At 56.9% G+C, this 26,398-nt stretch carries 27 protein-coding genes; 17 read left to right on the top strand and 10 right to left on the bottom strand.

Features of this window, described 5'->3' with window-relative positions:
- Positions 1-4 precede the first annotated feature (4 nt).
- Genes F0155_RS14215 through F0155_RS14200 form a run of 4 tightly spaced genes read left to right on the top strand, consistent with a single transcriptional unit; the run spans position 5 to position 4,869 of the window.
- Positions 5-1,294, top strand: coding sequence for a CpaE/TadZ family protein (locus F0155_RS14215; protein ID WP_150525194.1), 1,290 nt, complete (start codon positions 5-7; stop codon positions 1,292-1,294).
- Positions 1,295-1,336: 42 nt separating this feature from the next.
- Positions 1,337-2,839, top strand: a complete 1,503-nt coding sequence (locus F0155_RS14210; RefSeq protein ID WP_204934479.1) for a TadA family conjugal transfer-associated ATPase — start codon at positions 1,337-1,339, stop codon at positions 2,837-2,839.
- Positions 2,840-2,860: 21 nt separating this feature from the next.
- The gene (locus F0155_RS14205; protein ID WP_150525192.1) at positions 2,861-3,883 is read left to right on the top strand and encodes a type II secretion system F family protein; all 1,023 of its coding nucleotides are present in this window, start codon (positions 2,861-2,863) and stop codon (positions 3,881-3,883) included.
- Positions 3,884-3,894: 11 nt separating this feature from the next.
- Positions 3,895-4,869, top strand: coding sequence for a type II secretion system F family protein (locus tag F0155_RS14200; RefSeq protein WP_150525191.1), 975 nt, complete (start codon positions 3,895-3,897; stop codon positions 4,867-4,869).
- Between the two features lie 154 nt (positions 4,870-5,023).
- Here F0155_RS14200 and F0155_RS14195 read toward each other — a convergent pair whose 3' ends face one another.
- Positions 5,024-5,806 carry a tetratricopeptide repeat protein gene (locus F0155_RS14195; protein ID WP_192913815.1) on the bottom strand — a complete coding sequence of 261 codons (783 nt, stop codon included), beginning with the start codon at positions 5,804-5,806 and terminating at the stop codon, positions 5,024-5,026.
- A gap of 173 nt (positions 5,807-5,979) precedes the next feature.
- Here F0155_RS14195 and F0155_RS14190 point away from each other — a divergent pair, with 173 nt between their 5' ends.
- Genes F0155_RS14190 through F0155_RS14180 form a run of 3 tightly spaced genes read left to right on the top strand, consistent with a single transcriptional unit; the run spans position 5,980 to position 8,694 of the window.
- A complete protein-coding gene (locus F0155_RS14190) occupies positions 5,980-7,374 on the top strand; it encodes a leucyl aminopeptidase family protein (protein WP_150525190.1) in 1,395 nt (464 codons plus the stop codon).
- 60 nt (positions 7,375-7,434) lie between these two features.
- Positions 7,435-7,785, top strand: a complete 351-nt coding sequence (locus tag F0155_RS14185; protein ID WP_150525189.1) for a MarR family transcriptional regulator — start codon at positions 7,435-7,437, stop codon at positions 7,783-7,785.
- 39 nt (positions 7,786-7,824) lie between these two features.
- Positions 7,825-8,694, top strand: a complete 870-nt coding sequence (locus tag F0155_RS14180) for a C40 family peptidase (RefSeq protein WP_150525188.1) — start codon at positions 7,825-7,827, stop codon at positions 8,692-8,694.
- Here F0155_RS14180 and F0155_RS14175 read toward each other — a convergent pair.
- Positions 8,691-9,875, bottom strand: coding sequence for a DNA recombination protein RmuC (locus F0155_RS14175; protein WP_425299953.1), 1,185 nt, complete (start codon positions 9,873-9,875; stop codon positions 8,691-8,693). The two genes, F0155_RS14180 and F0155_RS14175, sit on opposite strands and share 4 nt — an antisense overlap.
- Positions 9,876-10,002: 127 nt before the next feature.
- Here F0155_RS14175 and def point away from each other — a divergent pair, with 127 nt between their 5' ends.
- The 5 genes from def to truA are packed head-to-tail and all read left to right on the top strand — an operon-like array spanning position 10,003 to position 13,577.
- Positions 10,003-10,527: a peptide deformylase gene (gene def / locus F0155_RS14170; RefSeq protein ID WP_150525186.1), complete on the top strand. Its 525-nt coding sequence runs from the start codon at positions 10,003-10,005 to the stop codon at positions 10,525-10,527.
- 32 nt (positions 10,528-10,559) lie between these two features.
- Positions 10,560-11,192 (top strand): MarC family protein, encoded by a 633-nt coding sequence (locus tag F0155_RS14165; RefSeq protein WP_150525185.1) that lies wholly within the window; start codon positions 10,560-10,562, stop codon positions 11,190-11,192.
- A gap of 54 nt (positions 11,193-11,246) precedes the next feature.
- On the top strand, positions 11,247-12,182 hold the full coding sequence (fmt, locus tag F0155_RS14160) for a methionyl-tRNA formyltransferase (protein ID WP_192913820.1): 936 nt from the start codon (positions 11,247-11,249) through the stop codon (positions 12,180-12,182).
- Between the two features lie 21 nt (positions 12,183-12,203).
- Positions 12,204-12,743 carry a GNAT family N-acetyltransferase gene (locus F0155_RS14155; RefSeq protein ID WP_150525183.1) on the top strand — a complete coding sequence of 180 codons (540 nt, stop codon included), beginning with the start codon at positions 12,204-12,206 and terminating at the stop codon, positions 12,741-12,743.
- Positions 12,744-12,749: 6 nt separating this feature from the next.
- Positions 12,750-13,577: a tRNA pseudouridine(38-40) synthase TruA gene (gene truA, locus F0155_RS14150; RefSeq protein WP_150525182.1), complete on the top strand. Its 828-nt coding sequence runs from the start codon at positions 12,750-12,752 to the stop codon at positions 13,575-13,577.
- Here the strand turns inward: truA and F0155_RS14145 are convergent.
- Positions 13,574-14,389 carry a DUF2189 domain-containing protein gene (locus F0155_RS14145; RefSeq protein ID WP_150525181.1) on the bottom strand — a complete coding sequence of 272 codons (816 nt, stop codon included), beginning with the start codon at positions 14,387-14,389 and terminating at the stop codon, positions 13,574-13,576. The genes truA and F0155_RS14145 overlap by 4 nt on opposite strands.
- 251 nt (positions 14,390-14,640) lie before the next feature.
- On the opposite strand from F0155_RS14145, the gene F0155_RS14140 reads away from it, so the two are divergent.
- From F0155_RS14140 to F0155_RS14125, 4 genes are all read left to right on the top strand, one after another.
- The gene (locus tag F0155_RS14140) at positions 14,641-15,072 is read left to right on the top strand and encodes a DUF805 domain-containing protein (protein WP_150525180.1); all 432 of its coding nucleotides are present in this window, start codon (positions 14,641-14,643) and stop codon (positions 15,070-15,072) included.
- Positions 15,073-15,084: 12 nt separating this feature from the next.
- Complete coding sequence (gene dapE, locus F0155_RS14135) at positions 15,085-16,263, top strand: succinyl-diaminopimelate desuccinylase (RefSeq protein ID WP_150525179.1); 1,179 nt, start codon at positions 15,085-15,087, stop codon at positions 16,261-16,263.
- Positions 16,264-16,265: 2 nt separating this feature from the next.
- Positions 16,266-16,859 carry a hypothetical protein gene (locus F0155_RS14130; RefSeq protein WP_150525178.1) on the top strand — a complete coding sequence of 198 codons (594 nt, stop codon included), beginning with the start codon at positions 16,266-16,268 and terminating at the stop codon, positions 16,857-16,859.
- A gap of 193 nt (positions 16,860-17,052) precedes the next feature.
- Positions 17,053-17,751, top strand: coding sequence for a class I SAM-dependent methyltransferase (locus F0155_RS14125; protein WP_208999280.1), 699 nt, complete (start codon positions 17,053-17,055; stop codon positions 17,749-17,751).
- A gap of 151 nt (positions 17,752-17,902) precedes the next feature.
- Here the strand turns inward: F0155_RS14125 and dapD are convergent, their stop codons facing one another.
- The gene (gene dapD / locus F0155_RS14120; RefSeq protein WP_150525176.1) at positions 17,903-18,751 is read right to left on the bottom strand and encodes a 2,3,4,5-tetrahydropyridine-2,6-dicarboxylate N-succinyltransferase; all 849 of its coding nucleotides are present in this window, start codon (positions 18,749-18,751) and stop codon (positions 17,903-17,905) included.
- Between the two features lie 235 nt (positions 18,752-18,986).
- Between dapD and F0155_RS14115 the strand changes: the two genes are divergently transcribed.
- A complete protein-coding gene (locus F0155_RS14115; RefSeq protein WP_342212477.1) occupies positions 18,987-19,895 on the top strand; it encodes an EamA family transporter in 909 nt (302 codons plus the stop codon).
- A 14-nt stretch (positions 19,896-19,909) separates the two neighbouring features.
- Here F0155_RS14115 and F0155_RS14110 read toward each other — a convergent pair whose 3' ends face one another.
- The 6 genes from F0155_RS14110 to F0155_RS14085 all read right to left on the bottom strand — a co-directional run bounded on the left by F0155_RS14110 (position 19,910) and on the right by F0155_RS14085 (position 26,240).
- Positions 19,910-20,773 carry a LysR substrate-binding domain-containing protein gene (locus tag F0155_RS14110; RefSeq protein WP_150525175.1) on the bottom strand — a complete coding sequence of 288 codons (864 nt, stop codon included), beginning with the start codon at positions 20,771-20,773 and terminating at the stop codon, positions 19,910-19,912.
- 140 nt (positions 20,774-20,913) lie between these two features.
- Positions 20,914-21,654: a pyrimidine 5'-nucleotidase gene (locus tag F0155_RS14105; protein ID WP_150525174.1), complete on the bottom strand. Its 741-nt coding sequence runs from the start codon at positions 21,652-21,654 to the stop codon at positions 20,914-20,916.
- Complete coding sequence (gene argB / locus F0155_RS14100; protein ID WP_150525173.1) at positions 21,651-22,538, bottom strand: acetylglutamate kinase; 888 nt, start codon at positions 22,536-22,538, stop codon at positions 21,651-21,653. The genes F0155_RS14105 and argB overlap by 4 nt, the downstream gene beginning before the upstream one ends.
- 125 nt (positions 22,539-22,663) lie before the next feature.
- Positions 22,664-24,826 (bottom strand): diguanylate cyclase domain-containing protein, encoded by a 2,163-nt coding sequence (locus F0155_RS14095; RefSeq protein ID WP_150525172.1) that lies wholly within the window; start codon positions 24,824-24,826, stop codon positions 22,664-22,666.
- A gap of 76 nt (positions 24,827-24,902) precedes the next feature.
- The gene (gene yihA, locus F0155_RS14090; protein ID WP_150525171.1) at positions 24,903-25,550 is read right to left on the bottom strand and encodes a ribosome biogenesis GTP-binding protein YihA/YsxC; all 648 of its coding nucleotides are present in this window, start codon (positions 25,548-25,550) and stop codon (positions 24,903-24,905) included.
- A 9-nt stretch (positions 25,551-25,559) separates the two neighbouring features.
- Entirely contained in the window at positions 25,560-26,240 is a 681-nt protein-coding gene (locus tag F0155_RS14085) for a CatB-related O-acetyltransferase (protein ID WP_150525267.1), read from the bottom strand.
- Between the last annotated feature and the right edge of the window lie 158 nt (positions 26,241-26,398).

The raw sequence follows: 26,398 nt of genomic DNA, 5'->3' as shown, positions 1-26,398 counted from the left end.
TCCCATGAGTGTGACGGTTCAGCCAAAAGCAGCTTCGCATGAGGCCTCTTACCAACCGGAAGAGGCACTCTCTTCGCAGGTGGATACTTCCCACTTTCCTCCGGTGCCCAGAATTTCGGTGCAGGCGTTCTGTCTGTCAGATCATTCCGCCAGAACCGTTGAGGCCGCGGCGGAAGATCGGCGTATGGCCAAGGCGCACACGAAAGTGCATCTTGGCGGGATTGCGGCTGCGGTAGAGTATTTCTCGCAGGCGCCGACCCCAAATCTGATTATTGTCGAAGTCAAGGCGTCCAATGGCAACGTATTGGGCGAACTCGATAATCTCGCGGAGTATTGCGATGCCGGCACGAAGGTTATCGTGCTGGGTGACCTCAATGATGTGAAGCTCTATCGCGAGTTGATGCAGGCCGGGGTCAGTGACTATCTCGTCAGCCCGGTCGACATCTATCAGTTGATCGGATCCATCAGCGGTCTTTACGCTGATCCCGACGCAGAGCCTCTTGGGCGCGCAATTGCGTTCTTCGGCGTAAAGGGCGGGTGCGGGTCGTCGACGGTCGCGCACAACACCGGTTGGTCGATCGGACGCCAGTTCCAACACGACGTCGTTGTGGCGGATCTTGACTTGCCATTCGGTACGGCAGGACTGGACTTCAATCAGGATCCTATTCAGGGCGTTTTTGAGGCGATTTCGGCTCCAGATCGTCTGGATCAGACCTTGCTTGATCGTATTCTGGCAAAGTGTTCCGAGCATCTCAGCTTGCTTGCTGCGCCGGCAACTTTGGACAAGACATATGATCAGGGCGAAGGCGCCTACGAGATTCTCGTGGACGTCATGCGTGCCGCTGCCCCGTCGATCGTTCTGGACGTTCCGCATGTTTGGAATGGTTGGACCCGGAATGTCCTCATGACATCCGATGAAGTGGTCATTGTTGCAGAACCCGATCTGGCCAACCTGCGTAACGCAAAGAACGTGGTGGATGTGCTGGCGCAGCTGCGCCCGAATGATCGGTCGCCTCGGCTGGTCATCAATAGGGTGAATGTCCCCAAGCGTCCGGAAATCAAGCCGGAAGAATTCGCCAATGCGCTCGGCCTGGATCTCGTTTGCCAGATTCCATTTGAACCGCAGTTGTTTGGAACAGCGGCAAATAACGGTCAAATGATCTGCGAGGTTGATGCCAAGCATGCGATTTCGGATACGTTCTCGGATTTGGCCAACACGGTTTTGGGCAAGGTGAATCCGGCAAAGAACAAGCGATCTGGTCTAAGCGCCCTGATGGCAAAGCTTGGACGCTGATCGATATTAACGAGCATCTGACTAACAGGGGTTGCAGACAAAATGTTTGGAAGACGCGGGACATCACAAGGGCACGCAGGACAAGGTCAACCAAGGCCGGTTCCCGCAATGCCCGTTGAGGAACCGGCTCCCGTTGCTGCTCCTGTTGCTCAGCAGGAGCGTGCTACGGAACCCGTTCAGGCAAAGCCGGTTCAAAAAGCTGCGCCACCACCACCTCCTCCTCCGCCGCCGCAGCCAACTGTTGAAAAGCCGGCAAAGGCGAAGACGAACGAGTACTACGAGACAAAGGCACAAATCTTCAACGCGCTCGTTGAAGCGATTGACTTGTCGCAACTCGGGCGGATGGAAGCAGATGAGGCACGCGACGAAATTCGCGATGTCATCAACGACATCATTTCGCTCAAGAATCTCGTTATGTCGATCTCCGAGCAGGAAGACCTGCTTGAAGACATCTGTAACGACGTTCTCGGCTACGGCCCGCTGGAGCCCTTGCTGGCCCGCGACGATATTGCCGACATCATGGTCAATGGTGCCCACACGGTCTACATCGAAACGATGGGCAAGACCCAGATGACACCGATCAAGTTCCGCGACAATGCGCAGTTGATGAACATCTGTCAGCGTATCGTGAGCCAGGTCGGACGCCGCGTCGATGATTCAAGCCCGATCTGTGACGCCCGTCTTCCTGACGGTTCTCGTGTGAACGTGATTGCACCGCCGCTTTCGATTGATGGGCCGGCACTGACAATTCGTAAGTTCAAGAAAGACAAGCTTACGCTGGATCAGTTGGTGCGCTTTGGAGCCATTTCGCCAGAAGGCGCGACAGTTTTAAAGATCATCGGCCGCAGTCGCTGTAACATCCTGATCTCGGGCGGTACCGGTTCGGGTAAGACGACGCTGTTGAACTGTATGACCGCCTTCATCGAAAGTGATGAACGCATCATTACGTGCGAGGACTCGGCGGAACTTCAGCTGCAACAGCCGCATGTGGTTCGCCTTGAAACCAGACCGCCTAATATCGAGGGCGAGGGTGAAATCACCATGCGCGACCTCGTCAAGAACTGTCTGCGTATGCGTCCCGAACGTATCATCGTTGGTGAAGTGCGCGGGTCTGAAGCGTTCGATTTGCTTCAGGCCATGAACACCGGCCACGACGGCTCAATGGGCACGCTGCACGCCAACACTCCGCGTGAGGCTCTTTCGCGTCTTGAATCGATGATTACCATGGGCGGCTTCACGCTGCCTTCGCGGACCTTGCGCGAGATGATCTGTTCTTCGATCGACGTGGTCATTCAGGCTTCTCGCCTGCGTGATGGCTCCCGTCGGATCACGCATGTGACCGAAGTTCTCGGAATGGAAGGCGACGTAATCATTACTCAAGATGTCTTCCTGTATGACATGCTTGGTGAAGATGCGAATGGCAAGATACTGGGTCGCCACCGTTCCACGGGTATCGGCCGGCCGAAGTTCTGGGAAAAGGCGCGTTACTACGGCGAAGAGCAGCGTCTTGCAGAAGCTCTGGACGATGCAAACGTGTCCGATTGATGTACTGGGTAAAGAGTAGCCATGGAAAACCTTGATACCGTAATGACGAGCGAAATGACCACTGTGGCAGTCATGCTTCTGGTCGCTTTCAGCATTGGCGGTATTCTCTTCGCCTTCCTGCAGCCGTCGATGAGCGCAAACAAGCGCCGCAACGAACGAATGTCGTCCGTTTCCAGACGGTCTGTCGGCAGCGCAAGTTTGGCAAAAGTGAACAAGGACGCGGACCGTCGGCGAAAGACTGTGAAGGATCAGCTGGACCAGTTGGACCAGAAGACCCAGCAAAAAACAGAACTTCGAACAAAACCCTCACTCCGCCTGCGGATTGAGCAGGCTGGCTTGAGTTGGAGCCTGAAACGCTTCTGGCAGATCAGCATTGGCTGCGGTTTTGTATCTGCAGTGCTTTTGATGATCATAACCGGAAACGCGATTATTGCTTTGGCTGGCGGGTTTTCCGGAGCCTTTGGCTTGCCGCGCTTTTACATCAACTCCAAGCGCAAGCGTCGCTTCAACGATTTCCTCGATGAGCTGCCCAACGCTGTCGATATCATTGTTCGCGGTGTGAAGGCAGGTTTGCCGCTTGCGGACTGTGTCCGTGTTGTCTCAAACGAAGCGCGGGCGCCCGTCTCAACAGAATTTGCCAAGATCGTCGAAGCCCAGAAGGTCGGGATTTCGATGGGGGAAGCTTTCATGAAGCTGCCCGAGCGGGTTCCGCTGCCTGAAGCAAACTTCTTTGCGATCGTGGTCTCTGTTCAGCAGTCCTCCGGTGGTGCGCTGTCAGAAGCCCTGGCAAACCTCTCCCGAGTTTTGCGCGGTCGTAAGTCTCTCAAACGCAAGATCGTTGCATTGAGCTCTGAAGCGAAGAGTTCTGCGATGATCATTGGAGCGCTGCCGGTTCTCGTGTCTGGCGCGATTCATTTGCTGGCACCGAACTACATGGAGCCTCTTTTCAGCACACTGAACGGTAATCTGATCCTTGCGGGTGCCCTTGGGTGGATGTTGACCGGCGTCCTTGTGATGCGTCAGATGATCAACTTCGATTTCTAAGGAGTAGTACAATGTTTGCTGGCTTGGATTTCGTTCAGATCATAGCTTCGTTTGTCGTCATGATTTCGGTGACCGCAACGCTCTATGTAGTGGTTACGCCCTTGTTTGAGCGCGACGGCTTGAAAGATCGCATGAAGAATGTGGCACTTGAGCGTGACCGCATTCGTCAGCGTGAACGGGCAAGGCTCGCCGGTGACGGCAAGAATTCGCGCAAGAACCTGCGTGGCACACAGCCTACAGCTCGCATGAAGGAGCTGACGGACCGGTTTAACCTTCAAGCCACGATCAATGATGCAAGTGTGAAGACACGCCTTGCCCAGGCAGGCTTTCGGGGTCCGGGCCCAATCTACAAATATGCCCTTGCACGCGTATTCGCGCCGCCTGCACTGTTTGTTGCCGCGTTGTTCTATTCTGCGGTGATCATCAAGCAGCCGTTTGGATTGGCACTTCTGATTGCTGCCGTGTTCGGAGCCATCGGGTACTATGTGCCCAACATCTATCTGAAGAACACAATCACCAAGCGTCAAAAATCTATCGGTCGCGCCTGGCCGGATGCGCTCGATCTCATGCTCATCTGCGTGGAAGCGGGTATGTCGGTCGAGGTGGCCATGCAGCGGGTCGCCGATGAAATCGGTGTCCAGTCAGGTGACCTTGCCGAGGAATTGACGCTGACCACGGCTGAACTTTCCTACCTTCAGGAACGACGCGCGGCTTATGAAAACCTTGCCAGACGAACTGGCATGGAGAACGTCAAGAACGTCGTGATGGCGCTCATTCAGGCTGAACGCTACGGTACACCCGTTGCAAAGGCACTGCGTGCCATGGCTGATGACAATCGTGAGGCCCGCATGCAGGAAGCCGAAAAGAAGGCTGCCTCTCTGCCCCCAAAACTGACCGTGCCGATGATTGTATTCTTCTTGCCGGTACTGTTCGTGATCATCATGGCTCCTGCAATCATGCAGGTTATGGACCTCACCGGCGGTTAGGATTTCTGACGGACCTAACAACAGCTTCGCTGCGGTCTGAAGGACATCAAAAAGAGAAAGCCCGGACTGATTTGATCAGTCCGGGCTTCTTATTTTCACGATTTTGATTTGTTAGATTGCCTTGGCTATGGAAGCCGCGAGAAGCGGCTTCTGCTCAGCCGCGCCCCTTCAGCATGCTCCGGAGATAGGCAATGTTCGCTTCCGCCTCTTGGGGATCCAGCTCAGCTGTTGCAACTTTTTCTGCTTCGTCGAACTTGCCCTGTACCCCAAGCACCAGTGCAAGGTTCTGACGAACCCGGCTATCAGCGGTCGGAAGGGCCGCAGCCTTGCGCAGGGTGTATTCGGCCTCGGGAAGCTGGTTGGACAGAAGATAGGAAAGACCGAGGTTGTTCAGGAGGCTTGCGTCGTCCGGGACGATCTTGAGGGCCTGCTGATAAATCTGGCGGGCGTTTTCATGACGTCCCATCTGGTCCAGAACCGCACCTTCCGCAGACAGAAGCTTCCAGTCCGGTTTTTGTGGATCCTGCGCCTGCTGGATCACATTGAGGGACTCTTCGAGCTGGCCATTCATTGCAAGTACCTTGCCGTAGGCGCTCGCAATATCCCTGTCGCGGGGATGGGTGATGACACCGGCACGCAGGACGGCCTTGGCCTGCACAAATTGCTCATTCGTGATCAGCGCTTCGGAAAAGCCGAGGATTGCTTTCCGGTCGTTCCGGTCCCTTTCATAGGCGTTCGACCAGTAGGCAACAGCCTGGCGCGCTTCGGAGGTACCGGGCACGACATCGACGCCCTGAGTTGCCGATGAATGGGTGCCGACGTTTCCCTTGTTGGAAGAAGCGCAGCCGCCGAGAACTGTCAATGCAGAAAGAAGGGCGGTAACCGCCATGAGACGACGACGGCGCTTTGCAGCAGTTTGGGTGTCTAACCTGTTCATGGCTCAATCCTCGAGCGGTACTTTTCGCATTCTGGATTTCCAGCAATAGGTTATTAACCCTAATTCTTGGTTAAGCTCCGCTGCGTTCCCTTGGAAAGCGCCGGATTGCCAACTTGACGGCAAAGGCTTAAGTCTCTGAACCACCATCACTCTCTCGTCAGCAGGAGCAAAAAGTGCAAGAAGTCCTGATCCGTCCCGCTCAGGCCGAGCGCCCGATAGCCATCATTCCGGTCTTTTCGGCCGATCTGGAAGCAAGGCTAAAGGAAGCAGGTGCCAGTGCCGAAACGCTCGCCGAGTTCGGAGGGTTCAAGGGCGCACAGGGGCAGACGCTTCTCGTGCCGTCTAACGGTCAGACGGATACAGTTGTGCTGCTTGGCATGGAGCCGGGCGAGGATACGGCTCCCTTCGCCATTGGGGCGGCAATTGCATCGCTGCCAGCGCGAGATTATCTGCTGCCCGAAAATCTGGAAGATGCCGCCGGTATTATCCTAGGCTTTGGTCTTTCCGCATACAGCTTTGACCGATACCGCCAGTCCGCGACGCCGCGCCCGCGTCTTGCGGTTCCGGATGAGATCGACCTTGACCGGTTGAACACAATCCTGAGCGGCGTCACTCTCACCCGTGATCTTGTCAACACACCGTCCAATGACCTTGGACCGGAAGAACTGGCTTCTGCAGTCGCTGATCTGTTCCAGCGGTTTGGAGGAACAGGGAAGGTCATCGTCGGGGATGATCTGCTCAACGAAAATTTCCCGATGGTCCATGCCGTGGGCCGCGCCAGCGATCGAGCTCCGCGCCTTGCCGACTTCTCGTGGGGGGATGAAAATGCGCCCAAGGTCACGCTGGTGGGGAAAGGGGTCGTGTTCGATACGGGCGGCCTGGACATCAAACCGGCCAGCGGGATGGCCTTGATGAAAAAGGACATGGGCGGGTCTGCAAATGTGCTTGGCCTTGCCTCAATGATCATGGAAGCAAAGCTGCCGGTTCGCCTGCGGGTGCTGGTGCCGTGTGTTGAAAATGCGATTTCCGGAAATGCTTTCCGTCCGGGCGACATTTTGAAGAGCCGCAAGGGTCTGACGGTTGAGATCGGCAACACGGACGCAGAAGGCCGTCTAATCCTTGCAGATGCTCTTGCTCTCGCCGATGAAGAGGCGCCAGACCTGTTGATTGATATGGCAACGCTCACCGGCGCTGCCCGTGTTGCGCTCGGTCCGGACCTCCCGCCCTTCTACACTGATGACAAGGAATTGGCCGAGGATATCGCCCTCATGGCGGATGCGGCTGCCGATCCGCTTTGGCGGATGCCGCTCTGGAAGCCCTACCTCAAATATATGACCAGCCCGATTGCGGACATCAACCACATCAATACGAGCGGAACGGGTTTCGCCGGCTCCGTCACAGCGGCCCTGTTCCTGTCCCGCTTTGTCGAAAACGCAAAGTCCTGGGCGCATTTCGACATTTACGCCTGGAACCCGTCCGACAAGCCGGGCAAGCCATCAGGTGGGGAAGCACAGGGGATACGGTGTCTGTTTGATTTGATTTCCGAACGCTACGCTGGAAAAATGTAACGGAAGCGAAACGGAATTCCGATAGAATCTGTCCGATTTGAACGGGTAGAGAGATCAAACATGCCGGTGGAACTGCGGCCTTCTCAGGCCTTGCGGCTCATGCAGGAAGTAAACTTGTCTCTTGTTCGCGAAAGCGAACAGGATCTCTCCGCCCGTCAGCTGACAATTCTATTGACCGTCTATCTTGAACCGCCTCCGCATACCGTGCGGGGGCTTGCTGCAAAGTTGAACGTCACCAAACCGGCGATCACGAGGGCGCTTGATACGCTTGGCAGCTTGCGTCTCTTGTCACGCAAGCGGGACGAGGCTGACAAGCGCAACGTGATCATTACCAGAACCGTCGAGGGGTCTCTTTATCTGGAGCATCTTGGCGATCTGGTATCTGAGAAGGCCAAGGAGCTGCCGCGTTAGGCGGCGTTCCTGTTACACGAAAAATCTGGACCATCAGTCATGAGCGAACAACTCGACCGTCGACTACATCCGGTGCGTCCGGACCTGGCAGCCCGCGCATATGAGGGCAGGGTCGAAGCCAAGCGGTTTGTCGATGGTCATCTGCGCATGATCACTGCGCCGGTTCTCGATTTTCGAAAGGAACCTCGAAAGGACTGCGGGATCGATACCCAGGGGCTTTTCGGAGAGCTGGTGGACGTTTTCGACGAGACAGCGGAAGGCTGGGCTTGGGGACAGCTTCAAACGGACGGATATGTCGGGTGGTTCTCGTCTGACGCACTTCAAGAGCCTCGTGATGCAACCCATCGTGTTACTGCTCTCACGACATTTCGCTACCCAGGGCCTGACCTCAAGTTTCCAGTCGAGGGGCGGCTAACAATCGGCGCAAGGGTAGTTGTGGGTGACGAGACCGTGACCCGTGATCTTCGTTATGCGCGGTTGGCTGATGGAACCTTTGTTGTGGCGCATCATCTGGCGCCCCTTAACCACCGGGAAGAGGATTGGGTAAAGGTCGCCGAGCAATTTCTGAATGTTCCCTATCTGTGGGGAGGTCGCAGCGGCGCCGGACTGGATTGCTCTGCGCTCGTCCAGTTGTCTGCGGCGGAAGGTGGTATCCGCCTTCCGCGCGACAGCGATATGCAGCAGAAAGATGCAGGGATTGCCCTGCCGCTCGATACCCCCGTAGATGCATTGGAACGGGGGGATCTGATTTTCTGGCGCGGGCATGTGGGGATCGTTCAGGGGCCTAACCAGTTGCTTCACGCCAATGGTCGCAGCATGACCGTTGCCACCGAGCCGCTGGATGCGGCAATCGAGCGAATTGGCGCCAATGAATTTGGTGCCGTTACCGCAATCCGAAGACTTGCCTAACCCGAAATTGCAGTTGGCCGGTGGGCTGAAATGTCTTCCCGGGGCGCATCGGAGCCATCCGGCTGCCCGAGATCCAGATCCTCGATCTTGCGGCTCCGTTTGGTGATCTTGTCCGTTGAGATCAGGATCTGGTCGATGTCCTTGTTGGCCTGCTGGAAATGCGTCTGCAATTTGTTGACGCGGTCATTCAGGCGACTGACATCATCCATCAAGTGTCCGACCTCAGCCTGAATGAGATGGGCTTGCTCGCGCATCTTCGCGTCGCGCAGTACGGCTTGAATGACCTGAATGGAGAGCATCAGCAGGGATGGGGAGACAATGACAACCCGCACCCGGTGAGCTTTCTGGATGATGTCCTCGAACCGCTCGTTCAGTTCGGCGAAGATGCTTTCAGACGGCACAAAAAGAAACGCAGTGTCCTGCGTCTCGCCGGAAATGAGATACTTCTCCTTCACGTCCTGAATATGCTTGGCAAAGTCGCGCCTGAACTGGGTGTGGGCCACTTTCAGCTGTTCGTCGGTCTCAGCCCTGCGGATGAGATTATAGGCCTCCAGCGGAAACTTGGCGTCGATGGCAAGCGGTGGTGCGCCGTTGGGCATGTGGATCAGACAGTCCGGCCGGTTGTTGTTTGAAAGCGTTGCCTGAAATGAGTAGCCGCTTGGCGGCAGCTGGTCCTGAATGATCGCCTCCATGCGACCCTGTCCAAAAGCCCCGCGTGTCTGTTTGTTGGAGAGGATTGCCTGAAGGTCTCCAACCTGTGTGGACAGATCCGTGATTGTCCGTTGCGCGCGATCAATCACCGCAAGGCGCTCATGCACCTGCCTAAGGCCCTCATGGGTCTGCTTGCCACTGTCCGCCATGGAGAGGCCCAGCTTGTGCCCCATGCCATCCAGACGCTCGTTGACCGCCCGCATCAGGTCGGACTGACGCGAACCAAAGACCTCGGCCATCGTTTGCATGCGCCCAGTCATTTCGCCCTGGGACTTTAAAAGTTCCGAGAGGTGAAACTCCAGCTCATGAATGCGTTCGCGCGCTGCGGCATCATTTTCTGCTGTCCGGCGCATCTGTCCAAGGGTCCGAAGGCCGATCCAGAACAGCATGACCAGAAGCAAGAGGCCGCCAGCGACGCTGGCCTCCAGAACGGAGACAGGGTGCCCGGCGACAATAAAGAGAGAATCCATCATGAAACAAACATAGAACGATTCGGGGTGTGCTGCAGCTGCACAAGCACCACTTTGCAGTGTGTTTGAAGGTTTTTCCCATGAGCTGGTGATTGACCCGCACGGCCTGTTTGCTTATGTGAAACTCATGACGATACGTACTATTCTGACAATTCCGGACTCAAAGCTGCGCGAGATCTGTGCGCCGATCGAAAAGGTCGATGACGGCGTGAAGAAACTCGTCGATGACATGTTCGACACCATGTATGACGCGCCCGGCGTTGGGCTGGCCGCGATTCAGATCGGTGAACTCAGACGTCTGTTTGTTCTGGATGTTGCCAAGGACGGCAAACCGCCAAAACCGCTCGTCTTCATCAATCCGAAAATCGTCTGGACCAGCGAAGATCTCTCGACCTACGAGGAAGGCTGCCTCTCGATCCCCGGATATTACGAGGAAGTGGAACGTCCGGCCAAGGTTCGGGTCCAGTTTCTCAACCGTGACGGTGAGGATCAGGAGATGGAAGCCGAGGGGCTTCTGGCAACCTGTATCCAGCACGAGCTTGATCATCTGGATGGCAAGCTCTTTATCGATTACCTTTCCAAGCTGAAGCGTGATCGGGTGATGAAGAAATACACCAAGTTCGCGAAGATGAGCGGCAAGCTGGCCAGCTGACGACAGCCGCTTGCGACTGTTCGGGAGGGCACATGGATACCGCGTTTTTTCTCAAGATGTTCGCGGCCCTGTTTGCCATCATGAACCCGATAGCGAACCTTCCGGTTTTCCTGTCGCTGACCGCTGACCGGGATGCTGCTGGTCAGCGCAAGGTTGTCGTTACGCTGCTCTTTGCCCTTGTCGCCGGATCGGTTCTCATCGCCATTGCCGGAAACGGAATTCTCGACCTCTTTGGCATCAGCGTTGACGCCTTCCGCCTGGCGGGCGGTTTCCTGATCCTGCTGATCGCCCTGAACCTGATATCCGGTGAGCAAAGCAAGGCTCATCATGGGACGGATGACGAAAAGGCTCATCACGCAGAGCAGGACAATCCGGCGATCTATCCGCTGACCATCCCGATCCTGCTTGGACCGGGCACCATTTCAACCATGATCATCTTCCGCGGACAGGCTACCGGCGCAGCACAGGAAATCGCGTATGTGGCTGCCATGGCTGCGTCTATCGGTCTTCTCGCCATCACCTTTTTTTCCGCCCCGCTCCTGTCCCGTGTCCTGGGTCAGACGGCCACCAGCGTCATGAGCCGTCTGATGGGCATGATTCTGGCCGCAATCGCCATGGGCATGATGGTTGAGAGCTTAAAGGTCCTGTTGCCTGGCCTGGCCTGATTGGTCCATAAGGGCGCTCACAGCAAACCGGGAAAGTTCAGGAGCCTCATGTCTTTGCGCATCATCTTTATGGGAACGCCGGAATTCTCCGTACCGACCCTGATGGAAATCATTGGTCAGGGCCATGATGTTGTTGCCTGTTATTCCCAGCCTCCGCGACCGGCAGGGCGCGGAATGGACTTGAAGAAGTCGCCTGTTCATGAAGCGGCCGAAACGGTCGGCATCCCGGTCTTTACGCCGGAAAGCCTGAAAGATGCCGATGAACAGCAGAAGTTTGCAGACCTAGACGCGGATGTTGCCGTCGTTGTTGCTTACGGATTGTTGCTGCCGAAGCCTGTTCTGGATGCGCCGCGCGAAGGCTGTCTTAATCTTCATGCCTCACTGCTCCCGCGCTGGCGTGGGGCAGCTCCGATCAACCGGGCGATCATGGCCGGCGACAGCGAAACCGCTGTTCAGGTCATGCGCATGGAAGAGGGGCTTGATACCGGTCCGGTTTGCATGTCCGAAACTGTTGCGATTGATCCGAACATGACCGCAGGCGATCTCCATGATCGCCTTTCAGCGCTTGGCGGTGATCTTATGGTACGGGCTCTGGCTGCCTTGTCCCGCGGTGCCTTAACGGAAGTGGCACAATCGGCAGATGGTGTGACCTACGCTTCCAAGCTGTCTAAAACCGAAACCCGGATTGACTGGGCTGGCGACGGACAGTCGGTTCACAATCACATTCGTGGGCTTTCGCCCTTTCCCGGGGCGTGGTGCGAAATCACCGTCGGCGGCAAGAGCGAACGCCTCAAGGTGCTGAAGAGTGCCGAGGTGGCTGATGCATCGGGTGAGCCGGGAGAGGTCGTGTCCGTTGATGGTGCGCCCGTGGTTGCCTGTGGGGCTGGTGCGGTGCGCCTCGTTCAGGTGCAACGGGCTGGCAAAAAGCCGATGGCCGCCGCAGAGTTTTTGCGTGGCATACAGTTGAAACCGGGTGACAAACTGGCCTGAGGGGTCGGTGGAGCAGGACAGATGAGCAAGAGCCCACTGGCGGAAGACCTTCAAATTCGCGACTTCTCGATCGCTGACGAAGCTTGTGTTCGCGATGTGACCGTTGCTGCATTCGCGCAGGAAGCTGAAGCCAACCTGCTTTATCGCCTGCGCCATTGCGGCGCGTTGATTCTGGAAAAGGTAGCTGAAAGCCGCGACGGGAAACTTCAGGGACACATCGCTTTCAGCCGTGTCACACCGCGCGCGACCGGGCGTGGGCAGGGCCTGAAAGTGTCCTGCCTTGCTCCGGTTTCGGTATGGCCTCACTACCAGAAGCAGGGTGTCGGCTCGGCCTTGATCCGCGCAGCTCTCGAGCAGCTGCGTTCCTGCGGCGAAGACCTCGTGCTTGTGCTGGGGTCGCCAACCTATTTTCCACGGCTCGGGTTTGATGCCGATCTGGCGAAAAAGGTGTCAGGTCCCTATGCGGGCAATGCGTTCATGGCCCTGGCCCTGAGCGAGGCCGGACAGGCGAATCTGCCGATTGAAGTTGCCTTTGCCACGCCCTTTGAAGAGTTCGAATAGCTTCCCATGCCTCGCTACAAGCTGACAGTGGAATATGATGGACGTCCGTTCTGCGGCTGGCAGCGCCAGTCCAATGGGCCTTCCGTTCAAGGGGTCATTGAGCGGGCGATCAAGTCATTCTGCGGACAGGACGTGACCATCGGTGGGGCGGGGCGCACCGATACCGGAGTTCATGCCCTCGGGCAGGTGGCACATGCCGATCTGGACAGGGACTGGCCGGAAAAGACCGTGATGGGCGCGCTGAACTTCCATTGCCAGCCGGATCCGGTGGTCATTCTGGCCTGCGAGAAAATGCATGAGGGCTTCGATGCCCGTTTCTCTGCCATTCGTCGATCCTACCGCTATCGCATCCACAACCGCGTGCCTCCCTTGACCCATGAACTGGGCCTTGCCTGGCATGTGAAGACAGATCTGGATGCGGACGCCATGCATGAGGCGGCTCAGGTGTTTGTCGGCCACCATGACTTCACAACGTTTCGCCATACGCGTTGTCAGGCCAAAAGCCCCGAAAAGACGCTTGAGAGCTTCTCTGTGCGCCGCGAGGGCGAAATCGTCCTCGCGGAATGCTCCTCGCGCTCGTTCCTGCACAATCAGGTCCGCTCGATGGTCGGAACTCTCAGGCTGGTGGGCGAGGGGAAGTGGACGCCAGACGACGTCCGCAATGCACTTGCCGCACGGGACCGCGAAGCTTGCGGGCCGGTCGCCCCGGCAGATGGCCTTTATCTGACCCGCGTGGACTATCGATCAGTCGAGACCGATATCGCAGCAGCTCGCGAGTGGCAGGCCAAAAAGGCGGCCATGGAGGCCGCCTTTGACGATGAGGCAGACGACTAGCCTTTTGCAGGCGGTTCGACGCATTTCCGATATAGATGCCAGGTCGTGTGACCGAGGATCGGCAATGTGATCACCAGCCCCAGAAAGGCCGGGATCATCGAAGCAATCAGGACGATTGTCACAACGAAGGCCCAACCGATCATGGGAATGGGGGACGTGGCCACTGCGCGCACCGATGTGATCATGGCAGTGATGAAATCCCGGTCATCCTCCAGTAGCAGGGGGAAGGAAATGACGGTCAGGGAAAAAAGGATCAACGACAGGATAGCGCCGACCACATGACCGATGGCGAGGAACATCAGGCCCTCCGGCGTCCCTACGACCTCCGAGATGAACTCACCGAAGGAGGCAAAGGATCGGAAGCCGAGGAAAATCGCCAGAAGCAGGCGGACCTGATACATCCACATGATCTGGATGAAGAGCACCACAAAGGCCATCCATGACAGCTCGCGCCCCTTTTGGGCCCACATGGTGCCGATGATGTCCCGCCAGCTCAACGACGCGCCGCTTTCAATCCGCCGGCTGACTTCATAAAGCCCAACCGCAGCGAACGGGCCGATCAGCACAAACCCCGCTGCCAGCGGATAGCTGAGATAGCTCATTCCCAGAGCGGATGCGGATAGAATGACCAGCATTCCGCCAAGCGCGAAGAACAGTCCGATCACCAATCCGATATGCGGCGCGGTCCTGAAGTCCCGAATGCCCGCAGAGAGGGCATCGATGACGTCATTGGCTGTGATGGCCCGAACCACCGGCGCAGGGCGGAAAGTTTCTTCCGGGTTGCTGGATGTTCCGGCTCCCTGATTTTCCATGAGTGCGCTTCCTCCCAAAAGCTGCAAAAGCAAAGCATGCACCTCCTGTATGCCGTTGCCAATGCGCATTTTCCGTTATTTTTGAGGGCTGGGAGCAGAAACTTTCGGATTTTTAGGAGGAGGACAGCTGCGCGGCCTTGCGATGATGCGGCCAATGATCTGTTATGCCGCTATTATGCCTTTCGCGCTTGATCCCGGCAGGACTTGCGACTAACTCCAAGCGTGAACCTGCACCCTAAGAACGGTTTTCCATGAACTCCAATATTCCGCCAGCCAATTACACACCGGGTCTCGCCTGGCTTTTTCTCAGCCCCTTCGGTCGTCTGGGCCGTCAGGCCTACTGGATGGGGTTCGGCTTCATTTGGGTCGTTATCGGGATAGCAATTCGCCTTTGGTGGGTTTCACTGGATGCAAGCACGGATCTTGAGACCCTGACGCTCGCGCATTTCATGGAATCCAATCCGCTCTTCCCCTACCTCTTTTTTATCCTGCAGTGGCTTGAGCTGGCCTTTGTGATCAAACGCTGTCAGGACGCTGGCATCACCGGGTTTGCGGCGCTTCTTGTTTTTGTTCCATTGGTGAACCTTCTGGCTGTCGCCATCTTTGGCATGCTGCCAAGTGCGCAGGGACCAAATCGCTATGGCCCCGAAGCCAATAGCTACTACCGTCGCCCCAATTCGTGAGCCTTATCGCTGATGACTGATCTGTCTTCCGCCGTCCGCATTGCGCGTGATCTCATTCGTTGTCCGTCCGTAACTCCGGACGAAGGGGGAGCTCTTTCCTCACTTCAGTCACTTCTGGAAGCCGCCGGTTTTCGCGTTGACCGGGTCACATTCAGCGACGTGGACACGCCGGACGTGGAAAACCTCTTTGCGACCATTGGTACGGGAAAGCCGCATTTTGTCTTTGCCGGTCATACGGATGTCGTGCCGCCCGGTGACAATACCCTTTGGACCCACGCGCCATTTGAAGGCGATATTCAGGATGGGCGGCTCTTTGGTCGCGGTGCCGTGGACATGAAGGGCGGCATTGCCGCCTTCGCGGCTGCAGCGCTTTCCTATGTCGAAGAGTCTGGGCCGGATTTCGGCGGGCAGATTTCCTTCCTGATCACCGGAGACGAGGAAGGCCCCGCGGTCAACGGCACCGTGAAACTGCTGGAATGGGCACAACAGCAAGGACACTTTTTTGACGCCTGTATCGTCGGGGAGCCGACGAACCCGGATGTGCTTGGCGATGCCATCAAGGTTGGCCGCCGTGGCTCCCTGTCCGGAATCATTGAGGTTATCGGAACGCAGGGACACGCGGCCTATCCGCATCTTGCCAACAACCCCATTCCGGGCATGGTCAAGCTGCTCGGCGGTCTTGACGCCATGGTGCTGGATGACGGCAATGAACGGTTTCAGCCATCCAATCTGGAGATTGTGTCGATTGATGTAGGCAACAAGGCATTCAATGTCATTCCGGCCAAGGTCACCGCGAATTTCAACATTCGCTTCAATGATCAATGGGGACTGGACAGCCTGAAGGGCAAGGTCACGCAAACCCTGCAGGAAGCGGCTCCTGACGGCCTGAACTGGACCCTTACCTTCAAGCGAGACTGCAGCGAATCTTTCCTGACCAGGGATGAGGCCCTGATCGAGACCTTGTCGCGATCCATTCAGACGGAAACAGGCAGAACCCCGGAGCTCTCGACCGGGGGCGGCACATCGGACGCGCGCTTTATCAAGAATTACTGCCCGGTGGTCGAGTTCGGGCTGGTTGGCCAGACCATGCACAAGATCGACGAGCATGTGGCCATTGATGATCTGGACAGCCTGACGCGGGTCTATCTGCAGTTCCTCAAGGATTATTTCGCCCAAGGCAGGACTGCCTGATCATGATTGGGGTACGGGAGATCGAGGCTTCCCTCAAGGGATCATGGCTCCTGTTTCTCAACCGCGAGGAAGGCCTCAAATGGTTCGACCTTTCGGTCGTGGGTTTTTGGCGTTCCTTTCTGGTTCTGGTGCTTCTCCTGCCGCTGTTCTGGGTCACTTCGGTCGCGGAAAAGCAACTGATCCTCACAGAAACCGACCTCATGCCGGAGGATTTTCAGGCTACCGCGTTCTGGAGTGCCAGACTGGTCGGTCTGGTCCTTGACTGGCTTGCGTTGCCTGTCCTGCTTGCGGCTGTGGCAAGGCCTTTGGGGATCACTGGGACCTATCCCGCCTTCATTGCGGTTCGAAACTGGACGAGCCTGTTTGTGTCGATCCCGTATGTGCTGACGGCTTGTCTGTATCTGGGAGGCGTTATGCCCGGTGGGATCATGTATCTGTCATGGCTCTGCCTGCTGGTGATGATCCTGTGGTACCGGTTCCAAGTCACACGGATGATGCTTGGCCCCTCCGTGGCGCTGGCCCTTGCAATCGTGATCCTGGATTTCACCCTGTCGATCTTCATTCAGACCGCTGTCGACCGGCTGATGCCGGTGTGACATTGCCTAAATTGACATATCATATTGATATTTAACAAGATTAACCAGTTAACAAAGTGTTAGAAATACCACTTGATGTTGTAGGTGGGACAATCGACAATATATCTAAATAATATGTGCACGTGACCCAACGAGTGAAAAGCCCATGGACATTTCGCCGACATCGACTTCCAATTCTTTCCGGAAAAACCGGATGGCTGCTTTTCTCAAGCTCGTTGACGAGTATGTCGAGGCGAACCAGTCCTGCACGATCCTGGATCTGGGCGGGACGGTCGAGTATTGGCAGACGTGGGGAAACGCCTTTGATCTTTCCAAGGTCGAAGTGCTCTGCATCAACACCTTTGACCAGCTCGCGTCTCCGGACATGCCGAATGTTCGCTGTGTGAAAGGCAATGCCTGTAACCTGAGCGATTATCAGGATCAGCAATTCGACATTGTCTTCTCGAATTCCTGTATCGAACATGTTGGTGGCTGGCGGGCAATGTCCGATTTTGCCGCAGAAGTTCGCCGTGTGGGCAAGAGCTACTTCATCCAGACACCGAATTTCTGGTTCCCCATAGAAGCGCATGCGCGCATGCCCTTCATTCACTGGCTGCCTGACCAGATCACCTATCGGCTCCACCTGCTCACCAAGGCAGGGTTTTACCCGAAGGCGGACTCGGTCAACTCCGCGATGCAAATCGTCGAGGATGCGAAACTGCTGGACTTCAACCAGATGAGGTGTCTGTTCAGCGACGCGGAAATCCGCCGCGAGAAATTCATGGGGTTCACGAAGGCGCTGATAGCCGTCCGCCACCCCAAGGTCGTTGACCGGAGAAAAGCCGGGCCTCGAAACGATAATGTCGAACAGGTCGACGCGGGCCGAGAACGGGCGGTTGCGAGCGTCGGCTGATCAGGTCGCTCCTGCAATTATCCAAGGCAAAAGAAAAGGCCGCTGCGAATGTGCAGCGGCCTTTCCTGTTTCATCTATGTGCTCTTTGCAAGAATGCTTGCCTGCCCTGTATCTGGAGGGGACAGGCTTTGTTTGCCGAGCGACAGGTGGCTCAGTCGCGCAGCAGGTCGTTGATGGAGGTCTTCGACCGGGTCTTTTCGTCAACCGTTTTTACGATGACAGCGCAATAGAGGCTCGGGCCATAGTTTTCGCCCGGAAGGTTTTTGCCCGGCAGGGAGCCGGAGACTACCACAGAATAGGGCGGAACCTTGCCGATGTGGATCTTGCCGGTTTGACGGTCAACGATCTTTGTGGATTGGCCGATGAAGACGCCCATGGAGATGACGGAGCCTTCGCCCACGATAACGCCTTCCACGACCTCGGAGCGGGCGCCAATGAAGCAATTGTCTTCGATGATCACCGGGCCGGCCTGAAGCGGCTCGAGAACGCCGCCGATGCCAACGCCGCCTGACAGGTGAACGTTCTTGCCGATCTGTGCGCAGGAGCCAACCGTGGCCCACGTGTCGACCATCGTGCCTTCATCGACATAAGCGCCGAGATTGACGAAGGACGGCATCAGCACGACGCCCTTGCCGATAAAGGCCGAGCGGCGAACGGTACAGTTCGGGACCGCACGGAAGCCGGCTTCCTGAAAGTCCACACCGCGCCAGCCGTCAAACTTGGACGGCACCTTGTCCCACCAGGTCGCATCGCCTGGCCCGCCCTTGATCACTTCCATCGCGTTGAGGCGGAAGGACAGAAGAACAGCTTTCTTGGCCCACTGGTTGACCTTCCAGTTCCCATCCACCTTTTGGGCAACCCGCAATTGGCCGCGATCAAGAAGGTTCAGCGTCGTTTCGACGGCATCCCGCACTTCACCGGTCGTATGGGTGTCGATGGCAGACAGGTCTTCGAACGCAGCGTCGATTACTTTTTCAAGTTGCGCAAGATCATGGGTCATGGGCAGGCGTGTCTCCGCGAGTATCAAATGAGTGGGCGGACCTAAGCCGTCCTTCATCGCGCTGTCAAGCAAGGGAAAGGCAAATGACGTCCTTTCGGTTGCGTTGATGCGCATATGGACCGCCAGGGCCAACCTCGAATTGAGCTCTGCTCACGGCGCAAGGTGGTAAGCTCAATTGAGAACGGGATAGGTCCGACGGCATGATGGTTGAACAATTCTCAAGCCGAAAACAGGTATGACAATGGATCTGTGGATCCCGATTACAATCTTCGCCGCCTTTTCCCAAAATGTCCGTTCAGCCCTGCAAAAGCACCTGAAAGGACAAATCGGGACAACAGGGGCAACCTTCATACGTTTCGGCTACGGGTTGCCTTTCGCCGCAGTCTACGTTGCGGTTCTCCATGCGATCTTCGGGATGGATCTGCCAACTCCAAACCTCACGTTTGCAGGCGGTGTCATTGTTGGTGGGATCGCGCAGATACTGGCAACATTCCTGCTGGTCAGCCTGTTCTCCTTCAAGAACTTCACCGTGGGAACGGCCTATTCAAAGACCGAACCGATCCTCGCAGCAGCTTTTGGCTGGTTGTTTCTGGGCGAGCTTGTTGGCCCTCTGCCGGGGCTTGCGATTGTGATCGGAGTTGTCGGCGTGATCGTGATTTCGCTTGCCCGGCGGAAACTCGAAGCCCAGTCGATCCGGGCGGCACTGCTTGGAAAACCCGCCTTGATCGGCCTCGCTTCGGCCGCCTTCTTTGGTCTATCCGCCGCTTCCTACAGGGTGGCTTCCCTCAGTCTGGAAGGTGACCTTTTTATGCGCGCCGGGTTTGCCCTTGTCTGCGCGACCCTGTTCCAAACAGCCATCATGGGCATCTGGATGGCATTTCGTGCGCGCGACGAATTGCACCGCAGTCTTACCACGTGGCGGACTAGCCTCTGGGTGGGGTTTGCCGGGGTTGCAGGCTCCATCGGATGGTTCACCGCGATGACGTTGCAACAGGTCGCCTATGTCAGGGCATTGGCGCAGATCGAGCTGGTTTTTACGCTCGCCGCATCTGTCCTCCTGTTTCGGGAGAAAATTCTGCCCGCCGAGGTGCTCGGATGCGTCCTGATTGCCGGATCGGTCGCCGTGTTGGTTCTCTCGATTTGATGGAAGGCTCATCTTCAGGCGGCGCTGCGCAACCATTCCCTGAACGCGGCCACCTGCCGGGATTGCGGGCGATGCGGCGAACGGACGAACCAGTAACCCGTGTCCAGTTCAACAACCGGCCAGTCCGGGTGCACCAGATGTCCGGCAGAAACCTCGCGGGTTACAAATCTCTTGTCGATGACGATGGCCCCCATGCCGGCGATGGCCGCCTGAATGGCAAGGTCGCGACTTTCCAGCACCATGCCGCTTGCCGTTTCCGCAGGCGCCAGACCGTTTCCGCCGAGCCACCGGGTCCAGTCGCCCCGGCGCGACGCAGTGTGCAGCAAACGGATGCCTGACAGGGACTGCGGTCCGCTGGCAATAGCGTCAGTAAGGAGGGAAGGGGCCATGGCAACAGCAAGGTGTTCCTGCCACAGAAGGACACTTTCGACGCCCTGCCAGTTGCCCTTGCCAAGGCGTATGGCACAGTCATAGTTTTCGCGGTCCAGATCGACTGTTCTGGTGGAAGCAGACAGAAGGATTTCCACGTCCGGCTGAAGTTTCTGGAATTCAGGCAGCTTTGGGATCAGCCATCTGGTTGCGAGGGTGGAAACGGTGCTGATCCGCAGCTCTGTTCGTCCCCTGCGCCGAAAGGTGTCTACCGCCTCCTCGATCTGGTCGAAGGAATCGCCGAGCCCATGCGCGAGGCGTTGGCCTTCCTCCGTAAGGTTCAGGCCGCGGCCATCCCTGAGGATCAAGGTTGCGCCCAGTTCGCTTTCCAGCTTGCGCATCAGATGGGACAGGGCAGAAGGAGACACGCCCAGCCGTTCAGCGGCAAGCGAAGCCCGCCCCAGTTTGGCCAGCAGGGAAAAGGCATGTAGAGCTCGCAGGGAAGCCATCGTCATCCACTCTTTGCCGCGTCACATTGGCGGAGTTTAGGCATCAAAGGTCAGCAACTCCAAGCCTTTGCTGCAAGAAACCGTTGGATGGTCCTTGGCCTCGGCATCCGCTTGCCTCCGGCAATGGCAGATCGCGGCTGTCAGAGGTCTTTCGGAACAGCCTTCAGGAACCCGGTCAGGTCGTCTGTCACGAAATCGACATGAGGAGCCCGATCGCCTTCCATTTCCCAGTCACCCTGGAACATGTCGCGTGTATTGGGCGGAACCACGAGGACCGTCCGCATACCCAGTTTATGTGGCACCGTGAGGTTCTGGGACAAATCCTCGAACATGGCTGCACGAACCGGAGACACGCCCGTATTTTTCAGGAACAGGTCGTATGTCTCGCGATTGGGCTTTGGAACAAGACCAGCAGCCACAATATCGAAAATGTCGTCGAAGAGGTCCGTGATCCCGAGGGCAGCCGCGGTCCGCTCGGCATGCGGCCGGTCGCCATTGGTGAAGATATACTTCTTTCCCGGCAATGAGCGAATGGCGCCCTGCAGGGCGACGTTCGGCTTTACGGCCGAATAGTCGATGTCGTGTGCCTTGGCGAGAAAGTCGTCCGGATCAACATCATGTTCCATCATGAGGCCGCGCAAGGTGGTGCCGTAGGTCTTGTAGTAGGCCTTCTGGCGCACTTCCGCAGCATCCCGGTCAAGACCGAGAAGTTCGGCTACATAAGCCCCGATCCGTTCGTTGATCTGGCTGAAGAGGTCGGTGTCCGCTGGATAGAGGGTATTGTCGAGATCAAAGACCCAGGCCTCGACGCCCTTGAATGTCCGCAGATCATTCAGGTGGGCGTGTCTGCCCTCCCGCGGGAGCTTGCGTCGGCCGGTCACGGGCAGATCAGCGTCCCTACGCCGCGATCGGTGAAGAGTTCAAGCAGAACCGCGTGCTCTACCTTGCCGTCCAGAATGACGACGCCTTCCACTCCGCGTCCCAACGCTTCGATGCAGGTTTCGACCTTGGGGATCATCCCGCCGGAGATAGTACCGTCAGCGATCAGTTCGCGGGCCTTGGCAACGGTCAGGCTCTTGATCAGCTTGCCTTCCTTGTCGAGAACACCGGGAACGTCGGTGAGGAACAACAGGCGCGTTGCATTCAAAGCTCCTGCGATGGCTCCTGCGAACGTGTCCGCGTTGACATTATAGGTGCTGCCATCGCTGCCGGGTGCGACGGGGGCGATCACCGGAATGATTTCTTCCTTCAGGACAAGCTTCAGTACGGTCGGATTGACTTCGGCAGGTTCGCCCACAAAGCCGAGATCCACGACCTTCTCGATGTTCGAATCCGGATCAACCATCGTGCGTTCCAGCTTTTTGGCTGTAACAAGATTGCCGTCCTTGCCGCACAGACCGATCGCTCGGCCACCTTCCGCGTTGATCAACTGGACGATTTCCTTGTTGATCGACCCGGCCAGAACCATCTCCACGATTTCGATGGTTGGCTTGTCGGTGACTCTGAGGCCGGCGCGGAACTCGCTGTCGATGCCAAGGCGGGTCAGCATCTTGCCGATCTGCGGTCCGCCGCCATGAACGACAATCGGGTTGACCCCGGACTGCTGCAGCAAAGTGATATCGCGCGCAAAGGCAGCGCCCAGTGCCGGGTCGCCCATTGCATGTCCGCCGTATTTCACCACGACCATCTTGTTGTCGTAACGCTGCATGTAGGGCAGGGCCTGAGCGATGACATGGGCGCGATCGTGGGGATTAATTTCGGTCATTTCAGGAAGAACTCGCAAGACGTTAGAAAAACTATCCGGGCAAGCTCTATACCCGGTTTGCCTGAAGACCACAAACCTTCCGCTGCAGCCTTTTCACCGTACAGGTGCAAAGAAGGCTTATGAATTCAGGAGGTAGCAGCAAGCCTTTCGCCAAAAGCATCCGGGGTAAGCGCAAAATCCATGCTTCGGTTTGAATAGCTCTTTCCGCCGATCTCCAGAAGCTCGGCGGTGCTCATATAGGACTGGTAACCGCTGATGCAGACTTCGCAACCAAGCTGTGTCGCAAAGCCCACAAGCGCTGCCCCCAGCGAACTTACACTGGAGCGGTGCTTCAGAGGATCGATCTGCGAAAGGTCCAGATTGAGGTGGGTGATTCCGCTTGAGACATAGTGGAACGGGCTGACCATCAGTGAGCCGTAGTCCACAAGGCCGAGAATGACGTCCTGTTCAGCAAGCTGCAGCAAGTTGCGCGTCAGCGACCCGGAATCACCTCGAAGACTCTCGGGCAGAATATTGACCTGCAGATTGGCGTATCCCAGTTCCGTTTCCTCGACGATTGTCAGAATATTGCGGGCAAGGTCCGGATCCTTGGCCTGAACGGGATTGAGGGCGACGGATACGACCATGTCCCGACCAAGGGTCCGGTTCCAGCGAGACATCTGTTCGCAGGCGCTTCGAACAAAATGGTTTCCGATTTCCATCGCTTCGTCTGTCTGGGCAAGGGCGCCCCTCAGGGTGCGCATCTTGCTTGGAATGCCTTCGGCGTTCTGCCACGTCAAAATGGCTTCCGCTCCCAATATCGCATCAGTCCCAAGCTCGCGAATGCCCAGATAGGCCGTCCCAAGTTCACCGCGTCTATGCCCCTGACCGATTGCATTGCGGGTCCGCTCCCGGGCTTCCACCTTCTGGCGCATGGTGGAATCATAGAACTGGAACCTGTTTCGCCCCGCGCGCTTTGCCTCGTAGAGAGCAAGGTCCGCATTGCCGAGAAGGAGCTCTGCGTTGGCGCCGTCTTCCGGCAGGATCGATATGCCGACGCTGCCGCCAAGGCGAACCTGCGTGCCTGCAATGACCAGCGGTTCGGCCAGAACGTCTACGATCTTGCGGGCGCATTCCTCGATAGCCGGACGGGTGAAGAGAGCCGGGTCGAAGATCGCGAACTCATCGCCGCCAAGCCGGGCAATCGTCGCTTCCATGGACGGCACGGTATCCAGACGTCTGGCGATTGCAATAAGGATTTGGTCCCCGAATGCATGCCCGTAGGTGTCATTCAAAGGCTTGAAATTGTCGAGGTCGAGATGGAAGAGCGTTGCCCGGTCACCGTTTTCCAGCCAAGCCTCAAACGCATCGGTGAGGCAGCTGGTGAAGGCGGCCCGGTTCGCAAGCCCCGTCAGAGGATCATGGGTTGCCAGATACCCGATTTCGAGATTCTGCGCTTCTTCTGCGGTAACGTCCCGTACGACACCACGAAACCCGGTATGATTGCCATTCCCGTCGAAAACCGGTTCACCGTCAACGCTGAAGGAGAGGGGAGTGTCGCTGTTGTCCAACGTGTAGCGGACATTTTTGAAAGAGGAACGCCCTTCCATCAGGCTCTCATGCCTGAGCTTGTGTTTCGGATTGGATAGAATGAGGTCAAAGGGGCGGGCGGAGCAGCGAGGATGACCGGCTGTATCGGTGAGCCGGGTTGCCGTTTCCCGGAAGGTGCCGGTTGCAGCGTTGCTTTCCCAGATCCAGTCAGCTGCGAGTGCCAGATGCTGTTCCAGACACTGCAGTTTCACTTGCTGAGAGAGCAGCTCGGCCAGAACCGTCAGAAGGTCAACAGCAGCGCGGCGTTGTATCTCGTCAATCTGGTGCCAATGAAGTGCATTGAAACCCAAAAGCAGAATGCCGGATTTGCAGCCATTGGCACCTTGCAGCGGAAAGCTGGACAGCGCAGAAACTTCTGCCGGGATCAGGTCCGCAGCCTCTGCAAGGTCTGCGGTATCAATGACGAGATGCTGAACATCTTCCGTATCAAAAGGAAGAGAATAAAGAGCGCCTTCGCTTTTCGGCAGGGTGCCGATTTCCGGGACAAGCTGCCACTGCCCGGCGGTATCGCGAACGGCAAGCAGGACAAAGGCCGCTTCCACAGTCTGGCGAATATGAGAATTTAGAAACCGGACAGAGTTTTCAGCGGGCATACTGCCGACTGAAATACTGTCCGTTTCACGCGTAAGGGTGGAAACGGGCTGTTTCAGATCCCCTCCGACGACATCAAGCGCATCGCCGCTCTTTGTGGTGGGCACGCAATCTCCCCCAATATCCCAAAATAATCGTCAGTCTTACCTTGTCAGAAATTACGTCACTTGTTGCTGAATAGAATTAACAGTCCGTAAATCGGGACACTTCAGCACGTACCTGATCGATGCCGAAATCTTTTTCGGACGATGTGGCAATGATCTCCGGATAGGCTGCAACGCGCTTTGACAACGCAGCCTGTGTCTCAGTGATCAGACGGGCCAATTGAGGTTTCTTGATCTTGTCCGCCTTGGTCAGAATGACCTGATAAACAACCGCAGCCTTATCCAGAAGATCCAGGGTTTCGAGGTCATTCTTCTTGAGGCCGTGACGGCTGTCGATCAGCAGGAAAACCCGGCGCAAGTTCGGTCGACCGCGAAGATAGGAGAAGACGAGACGCGTCCATGCGTCCACCAGGTCCTTTGGAGCCTGCGCGTAGCCGTAGCCGGGCATGTCGACAATGGTCAGCGGTGTGTCAGGTGCATGAAAGAAATTCAGCATCTGGGTGCGTCCCGGCGTGCTGGAAGTTCGCGCCAGTCCCTTTCGTCCGGTCAAGGCGTTGATCAGGCTGGACTTGCCCACATTGGACCGCCCGGCAAAGGCAATCTCCGTGTCCGCAAAGTCCGGTAGGTTGGCCATTTCCGTGACGCTTGTCTGGAATGTCCAGGGACGGGCGAACAGAAGGCGTCCGCGCTCAAGCTCTTCAGGAGAGTATTTTTCATCTTCGCTCATGCCCGCGTTCTACATTGCCTTTGAAGGGGCGTCGAGCCCTGTGTCGTCATCCGTCGCCGCGATTTCAAGTTCTGAAATATCGGCAGCCCGAATCGCACCCAGATGGCGGGTGATCTTGCCAAGAGGCCAGTCCCACCATGCAATTTCCAGCAGGCGGTCGATGGTTGCCTGCGCGAATCTTAGTTTGACGACCCTGCCGGGATTTCCGACCACGACGGCATAGGGAGGGACATCCTTCGCTACGACGGCCTCTGCCCCGATGATCGCGCCGGACTCGATGCGTATACCGGGCATGATCGTCGTATTGGTCCCGAACCAGACGTCATTCCCAACGACGGTATCGCCTCGAATGTGATTGAATATGGTCCGCTCATCAAACCCTTCGCGCCATGCATCGCCGAATATGTGGAACGGATAGGTTGAAAAGCCTGTCATCGCGTGGTTTGCGCCGCTCATGATGAAGGTCGTTCCCTGGGCTAGCGCGCAGAATTTTCCGATGACCAATCGGTCGCCAATGAAATCGAAGTGATACCGGACATTGCGGTCTTCAAACGCGGATGCCCCGTCAAGATCATTGTAATAGGTAAAGTCGCCCACTTCGATGTTGGGCCGGGTAATGACGTTCTTCAGGAAAACCGTATGGGTTTCGCCGTGGAAGGGGTGAAGCGTATCGGGAGAAGGGGTCTGCATGAAGCCACCTTGGAATGCAGGAGCAAGGGAACCGGTTTGGCGCTGCGTGCGCGTGTGACCTGCCATCGGGCATTTCGCCTTGCGGAAAAGGTCCTGCATCAGTGGTTCATGTAACGAGCCTTCCAAAAGAACAGGGCCCACTGAATAGCGGGCCCGAT

The sequence above is a fragment of the Roseibium sediminis genome (assembly GCF_008711325.1).
In the GTDB taxonomy this organism is placed as follows: domain Bacteria; phylum Pseudomonadota; class Alphaproteobacteria; order Rhizobiales; family Stappiaceae; genus Roseibium; species Roseibium sediminis.
The sequence above is the reverse complement of the archived record's forward strand: the minus strand, read 5'-3'. Positions and strand labels throughout refer to the sequence as shown.